The sequence below is a fragment of the Sporofaciens sp. St.21A7 genome, from assembly GCF_059728535.1.
In genome coordinates this window covers 5027097-5041368 of sequence record NZ_BAAGFN010000001.1, presented here as the reverse complement: position 1 = coordinate 5041368, position 14272 = coordinate 5027097, and the positions used below count along the sequence as shown (strand labels likewise).

General features: G+C 46.1%; 13 protein-coding genes and 1 pseudogene. 12 read left to right on the top strand and 2 right to left on the bottom strand.

Features of this window, described 5'->3' with window-relative positions; translation table 11 throughout:
• Positions 1–16 precede the first annotated feature (16 nt).
• Positions 17–478, top strand: coding sequence for a helix-turn-helix transcriptional regulator (locus AC6I3O_RS24930; RefSeq protein WP_497853205.1), 462 nt, complete (start codon positions 17–19; stop codon positions 476–478).
• 104 nt (positions 479–582) lie between these two features.
• Here the strand turns inward: AC6I3O_RS24930 and AC6I3O_RS24925 are convergent.
• Positions 583–1441 (bottom strand): annotated as a pseudogene (locus AC6I3O_RS24925) (AraC family transcriptional regulator).
• Between the two features lie 222 nt (positions 1442–1663).
• On the opposite strand from AC6I3O_RS24925, the gene AC6I3O_RS24920 reads away from it, so the two are divergent.
• The 11 genes from AC6I3O_RS24920 (at position 1664) to AC6I3O_RS24870 (ending at position 11720) form a co-directional block, all read left to right on the top strand.
• Positions 1664–2872: a MalY/PatB family protein gene (locus tag AC6I3O_RS24920; protein ID WP_497853204.1), complete on the top strand. Its 1209-nt coding sequence runs from the start codon at positions 1664–1666 to the stop codon at positions 2870–2872.
• 72 nt (positions 2873–2944) lie between these two features.
• Complete coding sequence (locus AC6I3O_RS24915; protein ID WP_497853203.1) at positions 2945–3400, top strand: MarR family winged helix-turn-helix transcriptional regulator; 456 nt, start codon at positions 2945–2947, stop codon at positions 3398–3400.
• Positions 3401–3496: 96 nt separating this feature from the next.
• Positions 3497–4222, top strand: coding sequence for a DUF5058 family protein (locus tag AC6I3O_RS24910; RefSeq protein ID WP_497853202.1), 726 nt, complete (start codon positions 3497–3499; stop codon positions 4220–4222).
• Between the two features lie 12 nt (positions 4223–4234).
• Complete coding sequence (locus tag AC6I3O_RS24905) at positions 4235–4801, top strand: hypothetical protein (protein ID WP_497853201.1); 567 nt, start codon at positions 4235–4237, stop codon at positions 4799–4801.
• A gap of 11 nt (positions 4802–4812) precedes the next feature.
• Positions 4813–5793 carry a dipeptidase gene (locus AC6I3O_RS24900; RefSeq protein WP_497853200.1) on the top strand — a complete coding sequence of 327 codons (981 nt, stop codon included), beginning with the start codon at positions 4813–4815 and terminating at the stop codon, positions 5791–5793.
• Positions 5794–6118: 325 nt separating this feature from the next.
• Positions 6119–6913 (top strand): ABC transporter substrate-binding protein, encoded by a 795-nt coding sequence (locus AC6I3O_RS24895; RefSeq protein ID WP_497853199.1) that lies wholly within the window; start codon positions 6119–6121, stop codon positions 6911–6913.
• A 30-nt stretch (positions 6914–6943) separates the two neighbouring features.
• Positions 6944–7828 carry a carbohydrate ABC transporter permease gene (locus AC6I3O_RS24890; protein ID WP_497853198.1) on the top strand — a complete coding sequence of 295 codons (885 nt, stop codon included), beginning with the start codon at positions 6944–6946 and terminating at the stop codon, positions 7826–7828.
• A gap of 14 nt (positions 7829–7842) precedes the next feature.
• The gene (locus AC6I3O_RS24885; protein ID WP_497853197.1) at positions 7843–8667 is read left to right on the top strand and encodes a carbohydrate ABC transporter permease; all 825 of its coding nucleotides are present in this window, start codon (positions 7843–7845) and stop codon (positions 8665–8667) included.
• 208 nt (positions 8668–8875) lie between these two features.
• Positions 8876–9835 carry a hypothetical protein gene (locus AC6I3O_RS24880; protein ID WP_497853196.1) on the top strand — a complete coding sequence of 320 codons (960 nt, stop codon included), beginning with the start codon at positions 8876–8878 and terminating at the stop codon, positions 9833–9835.
• Between the two features lie 117 nt (positions 9836–9952).
• On the top strand, positions 9953–11041 hold the full coding sequence (locus AC6I3O_RS24875) for a DUF3810 domain-containing protein (RefSeq protein WP_497853195.1): 1089 nt from the start codon (positions 9953–9955) through the stop codon (positions 11039–11041).
• Between the two features lie 40 nt (positions 11042–11081).
• The gene (locus AC6I3O_RS24870) at positions 11082–11720 is read left to right on the top strand and encodes a DUF1847 domain-containing protein (RefSeq protein ID WP_497853194.1); all 639 of its coding nucleotides are present in this window, start codon (positions 11082–11084) and stop codon (positions 11718–11720) included.
• Between the two features lie 144 nt (positions 11721–11864).
• Here AC6I3O_RS24870 and AC6I3O_RS24865 read toward each other — a convergent pair whose 3' ends face one another.
• On the bottom strand, positions 11865–14048 hold the full coding sequence (locus AC6I3O_RS24865; protein WP_497853193.1) for a DNA topoisomerase III: 2184 nt from the start codon (positions 14046–14048) through the stop codon (positions 11865–11867).
• Positions 14049–14272: the final 224 nt, after the last annotated feature.

Here is a 14272-nt window from a genome sequence, read left to right as displayed (position 1 = left end):
AAGAGAGGAGAACCATATGAACTTAGGTAACAGTTTATTCCATGCACGGAAAAAATGCGGGCTTTCACAGGAAGAGGTAGCACAGCGGTTAGGAGTGAGCAGACAGACCGTTTCCAAATGGGAGACAGATGAGACGCTTCCGGATATCCGCCAGTCCAAGAAGATGGCGTTACTTTACAACCTGTCACTGGACGAATTGATTGATTTTGATATTGACATCAGGGAAATTCAGGAGGCAATCCAGCGGACGAGCCAGGAAACCGAGGAGAAAATCGACTGGACAAGCGCATGGGGAAAGAAGTACCCCATCTTGCTTAGCTATCAGAAGGAAGTCAATACGCCTAATTACGAGGTGCGCCTTGGTGTGATGATAGACGAACTAAAAGCGGAGTATGGATATTCAGAAATGGATGCATTTCTGGTGTTGAAAGATATTCTGGCGAAGGTATGGAAGGAGCGGAAAGCTCGTATGAAATAATTAGATGGCAGGAGGATTCCCGGGGATTTTTCCGGATTCTCCTGCCATCTTAGCAATCGCTATTCTTTTTGAATAAACGGATTTCCCCGGTCAGAGCCAGACGTTCAATTCAGCGGTCCGGAGTAGTGTCTGGAACGGTAGTCCCGCGGTGACATCCCGTATACATGTTTAAATGCCCTTGAGAAATGAAGTTGGTTCGGGTAGCCGACTGCATTTCCGATATCTTTTACGGGCAGTTTTGTGGTGACCAGGAGTTGTACTGCCTTGCGCATCCTGAAATTTATCAGGAATTCCTGAGGGCTGACTCCAAGATTCTCCCGGAAGATCTTCCCAAGATAATTGCGGTGGATCTTACAGGAATCCGCGATATCTGCGACGGAAATATCCGTATGGAAATTCTGATCAATGTAGGTCATTGCCCATTCGAGATAATACCGGCTCATTCCCTCAGTCTTGGGCGTAGTTTTGGCAGATGATGAGCGCATCAGACAGTCCAGAAACATATACAGATGGGACATGAGGTGGAATTGCGTTTCTTTTTCATGATGTACGATATAAAGCATCGTTTCTTTTAATTTACCGGAAAGCACCTTATCCTCTGTGCGATAGACCGGATTGTTGACAGTAAGTCCGGCCACCATCATGGCCTCTTTTGCGTGCATGCCGTCGAATTCGATCCAAGTATACTCCCAAGGGTGTTGTTCATCGGCAGTGTAAGTCGTGATCTGTTCCGGCACAATGAGAAATCCTTGCCCGCTCCGAATATAATAAGTATGGTCACAGCCCTTGGCATCTGTCGCCTGCAGTTTCCCTGCACCCAGAGATTACATAATGGAAGAGATAATGAGAACGGATATGCGGTCCAAAAGAGGAGAGCGGGTCATTTTGAGCATACCCGAACTGATACATGCACAAGTCTATAAAATTTTGATTCTGAAATACATGGAAAATATCATTCATAATAAAAGGGTTCTCCTTTGGCGGGTATCTGTATAGGAATATTCTTCAATATCATTTTAAGCACAGTGTACCCAAAAATGCAAATATGAAGAATAAAGAAAATTATAATTGTATAAATAATATATTATTTGTGTTAAATGGTTGACAAATTTGTGAAAAGTGATATTATTAGTTTAATCAATAAACTGTTTAATGATTAAACTAATAAAAGAAAGGATGAGAAGAATGATTTATGACTTTGACCGTGTAGTAGACAGAAAACAGACAAATGACATGAAATGGAATTCAAAAGCAATCAGTTCATACGTGCATCTGGAAATCCCGGAAAATATAATACCGATGTGGCTTGCGGATACGGAATTTGCATGTGCCCCTATGATTGTAGAGGCTTTGAAGAATCGGACAGAGAAAGAGATTTTTGGCTATTGTGCACCTATGGAAAGTTTTTATGAGGCAGTATGTTATTGGCAAAAGAAACGTTTTGGATGGGAGATAGAGCCGGAATGGATCACCTATATTCCGTCAGTTGTAGCAGGGGTGAATATTGCGGTTCGTACATACAGTAAAGAAGGCGAGGGGGTGATCATCCAGCAGCCAGTGTATGATCCTTTTGCGTCCATTATCAAAAACGCTAAGCGTAAGGTTGTGAATAATGGTCTGATTTGTAAAGACGGACATTTTGAGATGGATTTTGACGAATTGGAAAGGCTGGCGGAAAGACCAGAGAATAAAGTCATGATTCTGTGCAGTCCCCATAATCCGACCGGGCGAGTCTGGACGAAAGAAGAGTTAGTGCAGGTAGAAGAGATTTGTATTCGGAATGGGGTAATGCTTGTGTCGGATGAGATTCATGGAGATATTGTATACAAAGGACACAGGCATTATCCATTGCTCAGCCTGGATGACAGATATACTAAGAATGTGATTCATCTTACGGCACCGGGCAAGACATTTAATGTGGCCGGACTGAAAGGAAGCATTTCCATTATTCCAGACCAGAAAATCAGGGAAACATTTGTGCAGACACAGATTGCCATGTCATTAGACGTCAAGAATACGTTCGGAATCGAATGTGTGATTGCGGCATATACGGAAGATGGGGCGGAGTGGGCGCGTCAGGAAGTGGAATATATGGAAAAAAACGTGGATTATCTGGAAAAATATCTTCATGAGAATATGCCGGGCGTTACGATGATACGGCCTGAGGGTACGTTTCTTTGTTGGCTGGATTTGTCCGGGCTGGGGTTGAGTGATGAAGAAATCTTTCAAAGAATAATAATGGATGCAGCGGTAATCTGTGTTCCTGGTCCATGGTTCGGTCCCGGCGGCGAAGGACATATTCGGTTAAATATAGGGTGTCCCCAAAGTATGCTCGTGACAGCGCTTGATCGAATGAAAAGAGCGCTAAAAATTGTTGGATTGTCTGAGGTGTAGAAGTAGACTGGACACGCTTTCTTAATTTTAGTAGAATGATGTCAGAAGAATAAAGAAAGCAGGACAGACGAGATGACAAAGATTAAAGAAGCCCTCAGATTGCTCGAGAATTTGTATATGGTAGAACGCATTGTTACGGCAATGGAAAAAGAACCGAAATACTACGGGACAGAGGAATTGCTTTACACAAATGAAGTACATACTTTAAAGATTATTGCACAAAATGAGGGAATTACGCAGAAGCAACTAACGGATAAGATGTTCCGTACAAAAGGTGCAACTTCAGTTATGATAAAGAAGCTTGAAAAAAAAGGTTTAATTATCAGACAGGAAGATAAAATGGATGCAAGGATATTAAGGCTGTATCTGACTGATAAGGGAAAGACCGTGAATGAGGTTCATCTTAAATATGATGAAGATAAGATGAGTGAATTAATGCGAGAGGTCTCTCTTTCTGACGAAGAGGTGAATAGTACCAATCATGTTTTGGAACTATTCATAGATTTTGCAGGAAAAAGAATCTTATAGTGCCGCAGCACATGGAGGAGCTGTAGGCAGAAGGTTTTCATAGTGAACTGGGGAGCGGACTTCATAGGTACGGGCGTTGTATGTGGAGGAAGTCATATGAATGATATTATGAAGTTGGCCAGTGGTCCTGTCATGTGGACGATTTCATTGGTCACAATAGGAATTGCGATACTGGAGTCAGTCCTTATCTATCAAAGGGCAAAAAAATTTGTTGTTAAGACCAATCTCTTAACATCTGGGGAAATGAAGATGTGCATGAAGACAGGAGGGATTGTTGCGATTGGCCCGGCGACATCAGCTTTTGTTGTTTCGCTCAGTATGATATCCATGCTTGGTGCGCCGATTACATTAATGAGGGTGGGGATGATAGGAGCCCCGGCAACAGAACTGATGTCCGCAGGAATCGGAACGGAAGCGGCGGGAGTTGTACTGGGAACGGATGCCCTTACTGGTCCGGCGCTTGCAGCGGCGCTATGGTCCTGTGCGATTTTAAGCAGTGGTTATCTGATTCTGGTACCGATCATGACACGTGGCCTTGGTGTGACACTTGGAAAGGCTATGAGTCCGAAAGAAGACGGAAAGAAGTCCATATGGGTCATTATTTTTGGAGCGATTCTGCCGCTGGTGGTCTTCGGTGCGCTGGCGGTCAGTCAGGTAACAAAGAGTGTGATTCATGCGGCGACCTTTGGTTCTGCGGCTGTTGTGATGCTTGGCTTAAATAAAATAGCGAAGAAGAATAATACCGGGTGGCTGAAACAATGGGCAATGGGAATCGCTGTACTTTGCGCAATGATTGTCGGTGGAATCATGAAGAACATATAGGAGGTCACAACGATGAGTGATACGAACAAAAAAGATTCTATGGAAACCAATCACATTGATAAGTTGTATCAGGATGAATATATCAGGCACATACATAAAATCGGCACTGTTACGATGATGGCGCTTCTTGTGATCAGCTTTCTGCCTGCAATTTATGTGTCCTTTGTGAAAGGAATGCATCCGGGATGGGGAGTGATTGGGAAAGCAGCAGTCACATTGTTGGGGATTAATGTATTCCAGTGGATTATTGAGCCTATTATATATTTTCCAATGATCGGCATTACGGGCTCATATATTGGATTTGTGGCGGGCAATATTACTCCGATGCGGATTCCGGCAGCTATTGCGGCGCAGAATGCCGTTGATGCGAAACAAGGGACAAAAAAAGGCGAATTTGCAGGTGTAATTGGGATTGTGGCGTCAGTAATCGTCAATTTTGTGGTACTTGCAATCGTCATTTTATTTGGGAGTTATTTGATCTCAATTCTCCCATCATCTGTTAAAGATGCGCTTCAGTTTGCGTTGCCGGGCGTATTTGGCGCATTGCTGGTAACATTTGTTTCAACACTATTGAAATAAGGAGGCTATATATGAATTATATCGATTTGCACTGTGATACATTGATGCATGCTTTTCTGAGAAATAAGACGGATATCTATGATATGCCGGAGACCATGCTTGATGTGAAGCGCATGAAACAGGGCGGCGTGTTGGCTCAGTTTTTTGCGGTGTTCCTTCCGCCGGCGGGGGCGGAGAAAATGGTGGGGCGTCCGCTTCCTTCGGATGATGATTATATAGACCTTTTGGTAGGAATTTTACGGAACAGTATAGAGATGTACCCAGAGTGTATTGCAGGGGCTTATGGTATGGATGACTTGGAAGAGAATCAAAGGCAGGGAAAAATATCGGCATTTTTGACGATTGAAGACGGAAGAAGTGTAGCCGGAAAAATCGAAAAACTAAAGGAATATTATCAGAAGGGAATACGCCTCATCTCTTTGACATGGAATACGCCCAACTGCTTTGGGTATCCGAATTCTAAGGATGCGGATGTGATGGAGAAAGGGCTGACTTCATTTGGAAAAGAGGCTGTGGAATATATGGATGAACTTGGGATCGTGACAGATGTTTCACATCTGTCTGACGGTGGTTTTTATGATGTAGCGCAAGTGTGCAGAGGTCCTTTTGTGGCGTCCCATTCTAATTGCCGTGCTCTTATGGAGCATCCAAGGAATCTGACGGATGATATGATTAAGGCACTGGCGGAAAAAGGCGGTGTTGCAGGAGTGAATTTCGGCCCAGAGTTTTTAAATGGCTCGTATGCCAAAAGAACCAGTCGTATCGATGATATAGTGGCGCACATTTTGCATTTTGTCAGGTACGGCGGAGAAGAATGTGTTTCAATTGGTACAGATTTTGATGGAATCAGCGGAGAATTTGAAGTTGGGAGTCCGGATAAGATGGAGTTGTTGTTCGAGGCATTAAAAAGAGGTGGTATGTCAGAGCGGCAGATAGAGTTGCTGGCTTATAAGAATGCAATGCGTGTGATGAGAGAAGTGTTGGTGAGATAAGACTGAAAATGCAGTTGGCTTAATGGCTGACTGCATTTTTTTTAGTTTATATCAAAATGCAAACAGAAATAAGAAAAACGGATAAAAATGTTTTATTAGGATATATAACCGGATTGCACAAGCTATTCCAATACCTTAAATACATGGCTATAATATGTATAGTCCAATAAAAGGATGGTGTTCAGATAAATCCGGCCGGTATATTTGAAAAGAGTAATTTTGGTATATTTTTGCGTCTATTCAAAATGACTCTACAGAATTCTGTTCCCAAAAACAGGTCTTGGAAGGGATTCTGGGAGTGGATGAACAAACGGGAGGAAAGAATATGGATAAATGGTTAAAAAAAGGAATGGCTGCCACGGTTGCAGGAACCATGGTCTTCGGGCTTGCGGCTTGCGGTTCAAAAGGAAACGGCGGTTCTGCAGACGGGCATCTGGTATTCCAGATCTGGGATCAGGGACAGAAGGCGGGCATGGAAGCCATGGCAGAAGCCTACACAAAAGAGCATGAAGGCGTTACGATTGAGGTACAGGCAGTCGGTTGGGACGAGTACTGGACGAAATTGGAAGCGTCTGCCACGAGTAATTCTATGCCGGATATTTTCTGGATGCATTCCAACCAGATCTACAAATATGCGGACAACTGGGATTTGATTAACTTGTGTACGACCTATGGTGATATGAATGGAAAATGGGATGTTGCAATGCTCCCGAAATGTCCGAATCCGGCAAACGGCGATGGACGTGCTTCTATCTCAAACAGCGTGTCCTACGCGACGGCGGCAAAAGGAAAGAACAAAGAGCTTGCCATGGATTTCCTCGAGTTCTTAGGCTCAGAGGAAGCGCAGAAGATTCAGGGTGAGTCCGGCGCGGCAATCCCGGCGTATAATGGACTTGAGGATGCATGGGTACAGAGCTTTGCAGACAAGGGATATGAGCTTACCCTTGAGAATCTCATCGGGGAGTTTGAATACAGCGTGAAATATGTGAACAATCCGTCCAGACCCTCCTGGGAGCCTAAAGTAGAACAGACTATGCTTGACATTTATGCGGGAAGTGTGACGATAGACGAGGGCATTGAGAAAATGCAGTCTATCGTGACAGAGGCAATGGAAGAGTAGAGAAAATAGTGATAGATGGGGGAATTCTTGATGAACAGAAAGAAAAAAGGATTTGACCAGGATAATAAATGGGGCTACCTCATGGTAGCGCCCACCATTATTGGTCTTCTTGTCTTAAATGTGTATCCGCTGATTGATACTATCATATTAAGTTTTTCATCTGCACAGGTATTTGGCGGACGCAAGTTCATAGGACTTGCCAATTACACGAAGATGTTTTCAGACGCCGAGTTCTGGCGTGCCACATGGAATACGGTGCTGTTCTGTATCCTGACGGTTCCGGTGGGAGTGCTGCTTGCGTTGGTGATTGCAATCTTGTTGAATGCTAAGATTAAAGGGAAGGTAGTGTTCCGTGCGATTTTCTTCCTCCCGATGGTCGTAGCGCCGGCGGCAGTCGCCATGGTATGGAAATGGATGTTTAACTCGGAGTACGGGATTATCAATACGGTGTTCCATACCAGTATTGACTGGATTACGAACCCCAATGTGGTGATCATTACCGTGGCGATTGTGGCAATCTGGAGTGCACTGGGATATGACGCGGTGCTGCTGTTGTCAGGCATCCAGAATATTTCCAAGAGCTATTATGAAGCGGCAAGCTTAGATGGGTGTACGAAACTCCAGCAGTTCCGATACATTACCCTTCCCATGGTGTCGCCTACCTTGTTCGTGGTATTGATTATGCGGCTGATGGCGTCTTTAAAGGTGTATGACCTGCTGTATATGATGGTGGGAGAAGGCAATCCGGCGCTGAGCAAAGCGCAGTCGCTCATTTACCTGTTCTACCGGGAGTCATTCATATCCGGGAACCGGGGATATGCATCGGCGATTGTAATCTGGACGGTGCTCTTGATTGGAATGATTACGGCAGTTCAGTTTGTAGGTCAGAAGAAATGGGTTAATTACGAAGTTTAGGGAGGTGGTATCACATGAGACAGAAGAAAAATGCGACAACGCTGCTTACATATATAGCTTTGCTCATCGGTTCGGTCATTATGATTTTCCCGTTTGTGTGGATGCTTCTCACCTCTTTTAAAACAAATGCGGAGGTCATGCAGATACCGCCGACAATCCTGCCGGCGAACTGGGATTTCAGCTCATTTTCAAAGGTAGTGGATCTGCTTCCATTTGGGAATCTTTACCTGAATACGGCTTTGATGATTTTCCTGCGGGTTGTCTGTGCGGTAGTGTTCTGCTCCATGGCGGGTTATGCATTCGCAAAATTGAATTTTAAAGGGAAGAACATTCTGTTTACACTGATTATTGTCCAGCAGATGATACCGGGACAGATTTTCATTATTCCGCAGTACCAGATGATTGCGAAGATGGGGATGACGGATACCATATTTTCGTTGGTATTTCCGGGTGTTGTCAGTGCGTTCGGGACATTCTTTCTGAGACAGGCGTATATGGGGATTCCGGATGAGGTGGCGGAGGCGGCATATCTGGACGGGTGTACCAGATGGCAGACGTTTACGAAGATTATGTTTCCGCTTACGAAGTCCTCGGTTGCAGCGCTCTCGGTATTTACGGCGGTATTTGCCTACACAGATTTGATGTGGCCGTTGGTTGCGAATACGAATATTAATTCTACGACGTTGTCGGCAGGACTTTCCAGCCTGAACGGGCAGTTCAGCACGAATTATCCTGTGCTGATGGCGGGTTCGCTTCTGGCAATGCTGCCGATGGTAGTGCTGTATCTGTGTTTCCAGAAGCACTTCATCGAGGGCGTAGCTATGACAGGAGGAAAATAGACAGACACTTTCTAATTTATTGCACACCTTTTGGACAGGGCATTCCTTTGTAGTTGGAGGGATGTCCTGTCTGTGTTTTTTGATTCTTGTTTTCATGAAATATTTCTTATTAAGTTATCGTGCCGCAGATACCCGTCGATATATTATATATGTATCATATGGATTATGTTCTGGCAGAGACAGATTTTGATAGAAGGAGGTCGTAACTATGAGCCAATGTACCTGTTTTCATGGCATCGGATATCAGCCGATCACGCCGTGGATGGATAAGATTTCTTCCGCACAGATGGAACAGATTCGGAAGAATTTCCCATCTGTGAAACCGATGAATGATACGCCGCTTGCGCTCCCCAAAGACACGTCTGTTGCTGCGCCGTCCAAGCCGTCTCCGGTAGTGATTGAGTATGGACCGGTGAGACCGGTTCATACAGGGTATGCAAGGATTGACAATGCGATTACAGATGCTTTGAGAGGCAAGAGCCAGGAGTTGAAAGACAGCGTCTATGATATTATACGGAGTGATTTCCTCCCCAACAATGTACATGGGGTGGAGGAGACGGACCGGCTGGCGCGGATTAGTTTGGGCGTCGAGAAGGCGGAGTATCTTGCGAATCAGTTCATGGATGAGCGCTCAAGAGGTTCTTTTATGGATGCCATGCGTTCCATTGCCAGAATCGGCATGGAAGGCAAGCGGGTTGGCTCCTGTAAGATGGAGTATCAGGTAAAGCATGCAATCGGTCTGGATGGAAATGGTTATGTACATGAGGACAGCAGGGGAGAGGTCAGATATGCAATGGAAATGTACGATACTGAGTCGTATGCAGAGTATCAGAAGATGCTGAACGCTTCCGGAGAGGATACGGGGGAATCGGCGATGTTTTTGATGCGTTGGATGCTTAAAAATATTGACCTTGTTGTTGCGGGCAGGCCGGGATACCAAAAGTATCAGGATGAGCAGTATGAAAAATTATATCAGGTAAAGCTGGACCGTACATTTTCCGGGACGGATAAAAGCAGTAAGGATAGTTTCCTTTCCTCCATCAAGGAAAAGTTAAATGCAAACCGGAATTTGCAGATTGATATGTTCATGGAGCAGATTTCGCAGATGGCGAAGGCGCCGGGCGGATATCTGCTTGGCAGGAGAATGGTTCTGACGGGACGGGCATAGATTAGGAAATAAAAGGTATTGCTGACAATCCCCCTCTTTCTTGACAAGAAGGAGGGGGATTGTTAGACTTATATTATAAAGTGCGGCGTCTGTTTTTGCAGATATATGGTGAAGAAGATGAACGATAGCAGGATTTCTAAAAAAGATAATATAAAGCTGGCGGTCAGTATCGTGTTATGGATATCTGCGCTGGTTTTAAGTGCGGCGGCAAGGCTTTTGAGCAGTTTTGCCCAGTGGTACAGTACACATATCTACCCGCTGTGGGTAGGGAGCATTGGCAGGCTGATGGGATATTTCCCATTTTCCGTGTCGGAAATGTTGTTGTACCTCTTGCTGATAGGGGCAGTCATATGGATAGCCGGGAGAATTGTAAGAAAGACAGGCAGGAGAAGCCTGTACAGTGGGTTTCTGGATTTGTTCCTGCTGGCGGCAGTCCTGTGTTTCCTCTACGTGGTAAATTGTGGAATCAATTATCAGCGCGAATCATTTTCAAGCAGTTCAGGGATTCGGACAGAGGAATATTCTTCTGAAGAATTAGAGGAGGCGTGCATTTGGCTTACCGGTGAAATCGCCGGTTTAAGCGGCAAAGTAGAGCGGGGCGAGGATGGCGGTATGGAGCTTAACATCCCGGCAGAAGAAAATGCAGTGAAGGCGATGAAGGGACTTTCCCAAGAGTATCCGGAGCTTACCGGATATTTCCCAAAGCCTAAGGAGCTGGTAAATTCATGTATTCTTTCAATCCAGAATCTAACAGGAGTCTATTCACCCTTTACAATTGAGGCAAATTATAACGGGGATGTACAGGACTATGTGATTCCGTTTACTGCATGCCACGAGTTGTCCCATCTGCGGGGATTTATGCAGGAGCAGGAGGCGAATTTTATCGCTTTTCTGGCTTGCAGTAAATCGGGGGAAGATGCATTTGCATACAGCGGGTATCTGTCGGGTTGGATACAGTGCATGAATGTGTTGTATAAGACGGATTACGATGCATGGAAGGAGGTGCGGGGGACTCTGTCGCCGGAGGCGGAGGCTGACCTTAGGCTGAACCGGGAATTTTGGGCAAAATATGACGGCGCTATAGCGGAAGTCTCGAATAAGGTCAATGATACATATTTGAAAGCAAATGGACAGAAAGATGGCGTGAAGAGCTATAACCGTATGGTGGATTTGATTGTGGCTTATTACCATAGTGAAGTTAGATAATGTGGTCAATCAGGTTTGAATTGTGAGAAGGAGGAAGAAGATGAGTAACGAAAATTTAGTAAAAGAAAGGTCATGTATTGACTGTGCCGTAAAGAACTGTGATAAGATGGATAAATCTTATCCCGAATTCTGTCTGACTACGAACATGAATCCAGAGGTGTATCAGGAGGCAATGGCGTGTTATGAAGAGGAAGAGAACCATAAGACGATGGTTGCCGCGGCAGAAGTGGAGTATGAGCATTACTGCCAATACACGAGAGTTGAGGAAATCATGGAATTTGCCCGGAAGATTGGGGCGAAGAAGATTGGAATCGCGACCTGCGTGGGGCTTCTGAAGGAGAGCCGTACATTGGCGTCTATTATGAGAAACCACGGGTTTGAGGTCTTTGGAATTGCGTGTAAGGCGGGGGCGACGCCGAAATCTTCTGTCGGGATTCCAAAAGAATGCAATGGAATCGGGCTTAATATGTGCAATCCTATTTTGCAGGCAAAGATGCTGAACCATGCGAAGACAGACCTCAACGTAGTTGTGGGACTGTGCGTGGGCCATGACAGCCTGTTCTACAAGTATTCGGAGGCGCTGACTACGACGGCTGTGACCAAGGACCGTGTGCTGGGGCATAATCCGGCGGCGGCGCTTTATATGGCGGATACCTATTATAAGAAGTTGAAGGAGTAAATAAAATATTTTAAAGGCGGGTGGTAGGAATGGGAGGGGCTTTGTATTCTGCAAAAGCATACCCATTCGGGCATCCCGTAATTCATGCCCTTGGGTATCCCTCGTCGGACGGATAATGGATACGTCCGGCGAGGGAGCCTGCTATTACAATTTTATTCCCGACAATGCATCTGCAAATGCAGTATTAATGGGTTCTTCTTTCTGCTTTTTCAGATATTTCTGAACATCTTTCTTGGTGACTCCCGCGCCTTCCTTTTCCCTCCGCGCCTTAAAGGCAGAGAGCTTCTCCTTGTATCCGCAGGCACAGACAAATGTCTCGTCGTCCCCTTTCTTGATTAGTTCCATTTTCTTATGGCAATTCGGGCATCGTGCATTGCTTAGCCGCGCCACCGTCTCCCGGTAGCCGCATTCCCGGTCCTGACATACCAGTAGCCGTGCATTCTTTCCATTCACGGACAGCATCCGTTTCCCGCAGCGTGGGCATTTGGTATTGGTCAGGTTGTCATGCCGGAATGAGCCGTCTGCAGAGCGGATTTCTTCAATCAATGCGTCGGTGTACCCTTGAATTTCTTTCAGAAATGCTCCTTCCTTGCGGCGGCCTTTGGCGATATCGGCAAGCTGCATCTCCCATTGTGCCGTAAGCTCCGGCTTTTTTAAATCCTCAGGAACCAGCGTAAGGAGCTGTTTCCCCTTAGAGGTGATGAGAATCTCATTTCCTTTTTTCTCAATCAGGAAGGAATGGAATAGCTTTTCGATAATATCGGCCCGTGTGGCGACCGTTCCTAATCCTCCTGTTTCGCCGAGAGTCTTCCTTGCCTTGGCGTCTTCGGATTCCATATACCGGACAGGGTTCTCCATGGCAGTCAGCAGAGTCGCCTCGGTAAATCTTGCCGGGGGCTTCGTCTTTCCAGTCTGGACGGAAATATTGGAAATCGGCAGCAGCTCTCCCTTTTTCAGGGGCGGCAAAGACTGGCCGGATGTCTGGAATCCAGAATCTTCTTCTTCGTCATCAAAATCATCTGTTTCATAAACAGCCTTCCAACCCGGTGCGAGAATCCGTTTCCCTTTTGCGATAAAACTTTGTCCGCAGGCTGCTGCGTTCAGCGTGGTCTGCTCGTACTCAAATGCAGGATAGAGGACGCTGATGAAACGCCGCACCACCAAATCGTAAATCTTGCGCTCCTCATTGCTCAGATGCTCAAGTAATGCCGGTTCTTCAGTAGGAATGATGGCGTGATGGTCGCTGACCTTCTTGCCGTCCACAAATGATTTGCTGGTCTTGACGGGCGTTTTTAAAAGCGGTGGTATGAGTTTTTTATACGGTCCGACATTGCAGGCTTTCAGCCGTTCCTTTATGGTAGGGACGATGTCTTCTCCAATATAGCGGGAATCTGTGCGGGGGTAGGTGAGTACCTTGTGGTTTTCGTATAAACGCTGCATAATATTCAGGGTTTCCTTGGCAGAGAATCCAAAGCGGCGGTTCGCATCACGCTGGAGTTCCGTCAGGTCATACAGGCCGGGTGCAAACGTCTTTTTCGCAGACTTTTGTACGTCTGTGACGGTAAGGGACTGCCCTTTGAGGTTCGTGTGTAAATCCGTAATAAAGGATTTATGGAAGGAACGTGTGCTTTTGTTTTTCTGATGCTGCCATGCCCACTTGACCGTTCCGGCAGTGCAGGTAAGCCCATAATATTCCTCCGGGCGGAACGTGCGGATCTCTTCCTCACGCCTTGCGATGATGGCAAGGGTCGGGGTCTGGACACGTCCGCAGGAGAGCTGGGCGTTGTATTTGCATGTCAGCGCGCGGGTGGCATTGATTCCCACCAGCCAATCCGCCTCGGCGCGGCTTCTTGCCGCGTGATATAAGTCTAAGTACTCCCGTCCGTCCTTTAAGTGTGAAAAGCCTTCCCGGATTGCCTTGTCCGTGACAGACGAAATCCAGAGCCTTCGCACTGGTTTCTGGCAGTTGGACTTTTCCAGAATCCAGCGGGCCACCAGTTCCCCTTCCCGCCCGGCGTCTGTGGCAATGATGATGTCACCGATATCCTTGCGGAACAGTTGGGATTTCACGTTGTGGTATTGCTTTGCCGTCTGTTTGATTACGATAAGTTCCCATTTCCTGGGAATCATGGGCAGGTAGGATAGATTCCATTCTTTGAATTTCTTATCGTACTCTTCGGGATCTGCCAGAGTGACGAGATGCCCTAACGCCCATGTGACGACGTACTGGCTCCCTTCGATGGCCCCGGATAGATTCTTGCGGCAGTTCAGCACACGGGCAATGTCACGGGCGACGGAAGGTTTTTCTGCTAAAATTAGTGATTTCATTTACTGTACTCCTTATTATATACTTTAACGGACGGAGTCCGCCCGCCCCATAGGGGCATGAATTACGGTGTGCCCTTGGGTATACTTTAACGGACGGAGTCCGCCCGCCCCATAGGGGCATGAATTACGGTGTGCCCTTGGGTATACTTTAACGGACGGAGTCCGCCCGCCCCATAGGGGCATGAATTACGGTGTGCCCTTGGGTATGCTTTATCAAACATAGC

Bases quoted from the DNA above. Each gene is read 5' to 3' on its own strand.
- AC6I3O_RS24930 (WP_497853205.1), top strand. From the start codon at position 17: ATGAACTTAGGTAACAGTTTATTCCATGCACGGAAAAAATGCGGGCTT.
- AC6I3O_RS24920 (WP_497853204.1), top strand. From the start codon at position 1,664: ATGATTTATGACTTTGACCGTGTAGTAGACAGAAAACAGACAAATGAC.
- AC6I3O_RS24915 (WP_497853203.1), top strand. From the start codon at position 2,945: ATGACAAAGATTAAAGAAGCCCTCAGATTGCTCGAGAATTTGTATATG.
- AC6I3O_RS24910 (WP_497853202.1), top strand. From the start codon at position 3,497: ATGAATGATATTATGAAGTTGGCCAGTGGTCCTGTCATGTGGACGATT.
- AC6I3O_RS24905 (WP_497853201.1), top strand. From the start codon at position 4,235: ATGAGTGATACGAACAAAAAAGATTCTATGGAAACCAATCACATTGAT.
- AC6I3O_RS24900 (WP_497853200.1), top strand. From the start codon at position 4,813: ATGAATTATATCGATTTGCACTGTGATACATTGATGCATGCTTTTCTG.
- AC6I3O_RS24895 (WP_497853199.1), top strand. From the start codon at position 6,119: ATGGATAAATGGTTAAAAAAAGGAATGGCTGCCACGGTTGCAGGAACC.
- AC6I3O_RS24890 (WP_497853198.1), top strand. From the start codon at position 6,944: ATGAACAGAAAGAAAAAAGGATTTGACCAGGATAATAAATGGGGCTAC.
- AC6I3O_RS24885 (WP_497853197.1), top strand. From the start codon at position 7,843: ATGAGACAGAAGAAAAATGCGACAACGCTGCTTACATATATAGCTTTG.
- AC6I3O_RS24880 (WP_497853196.1), top strand. From the start codon at position 8,876: ATGAGCCAATGTACCTGTTTTCATGGCATCGGATATCAGCCGATCACG.
- AC6I3O_RS24875 (WP_497853195.1), top strand. From the start codon at position 9,953: ATGAACGATAGCAGGATTTCTAAAAAAGATAATATAAAGCTGGCGGTC.
- AC6I3O_RS24870 (WP_497853194.1), top strand. From the start codon at position 11,082: ATGAGTAACGAAAATTTAGTAAAAGAAAGGTCATGTATTGACTGTGCC.
- AC6I3O_RS24865 (WP_497853193.1), bottom strand. From the start codon at position 14,048: ATGAAATCACTAATTTTAGCAGAAAAACCTTCCGTCGCCCGTGACATT.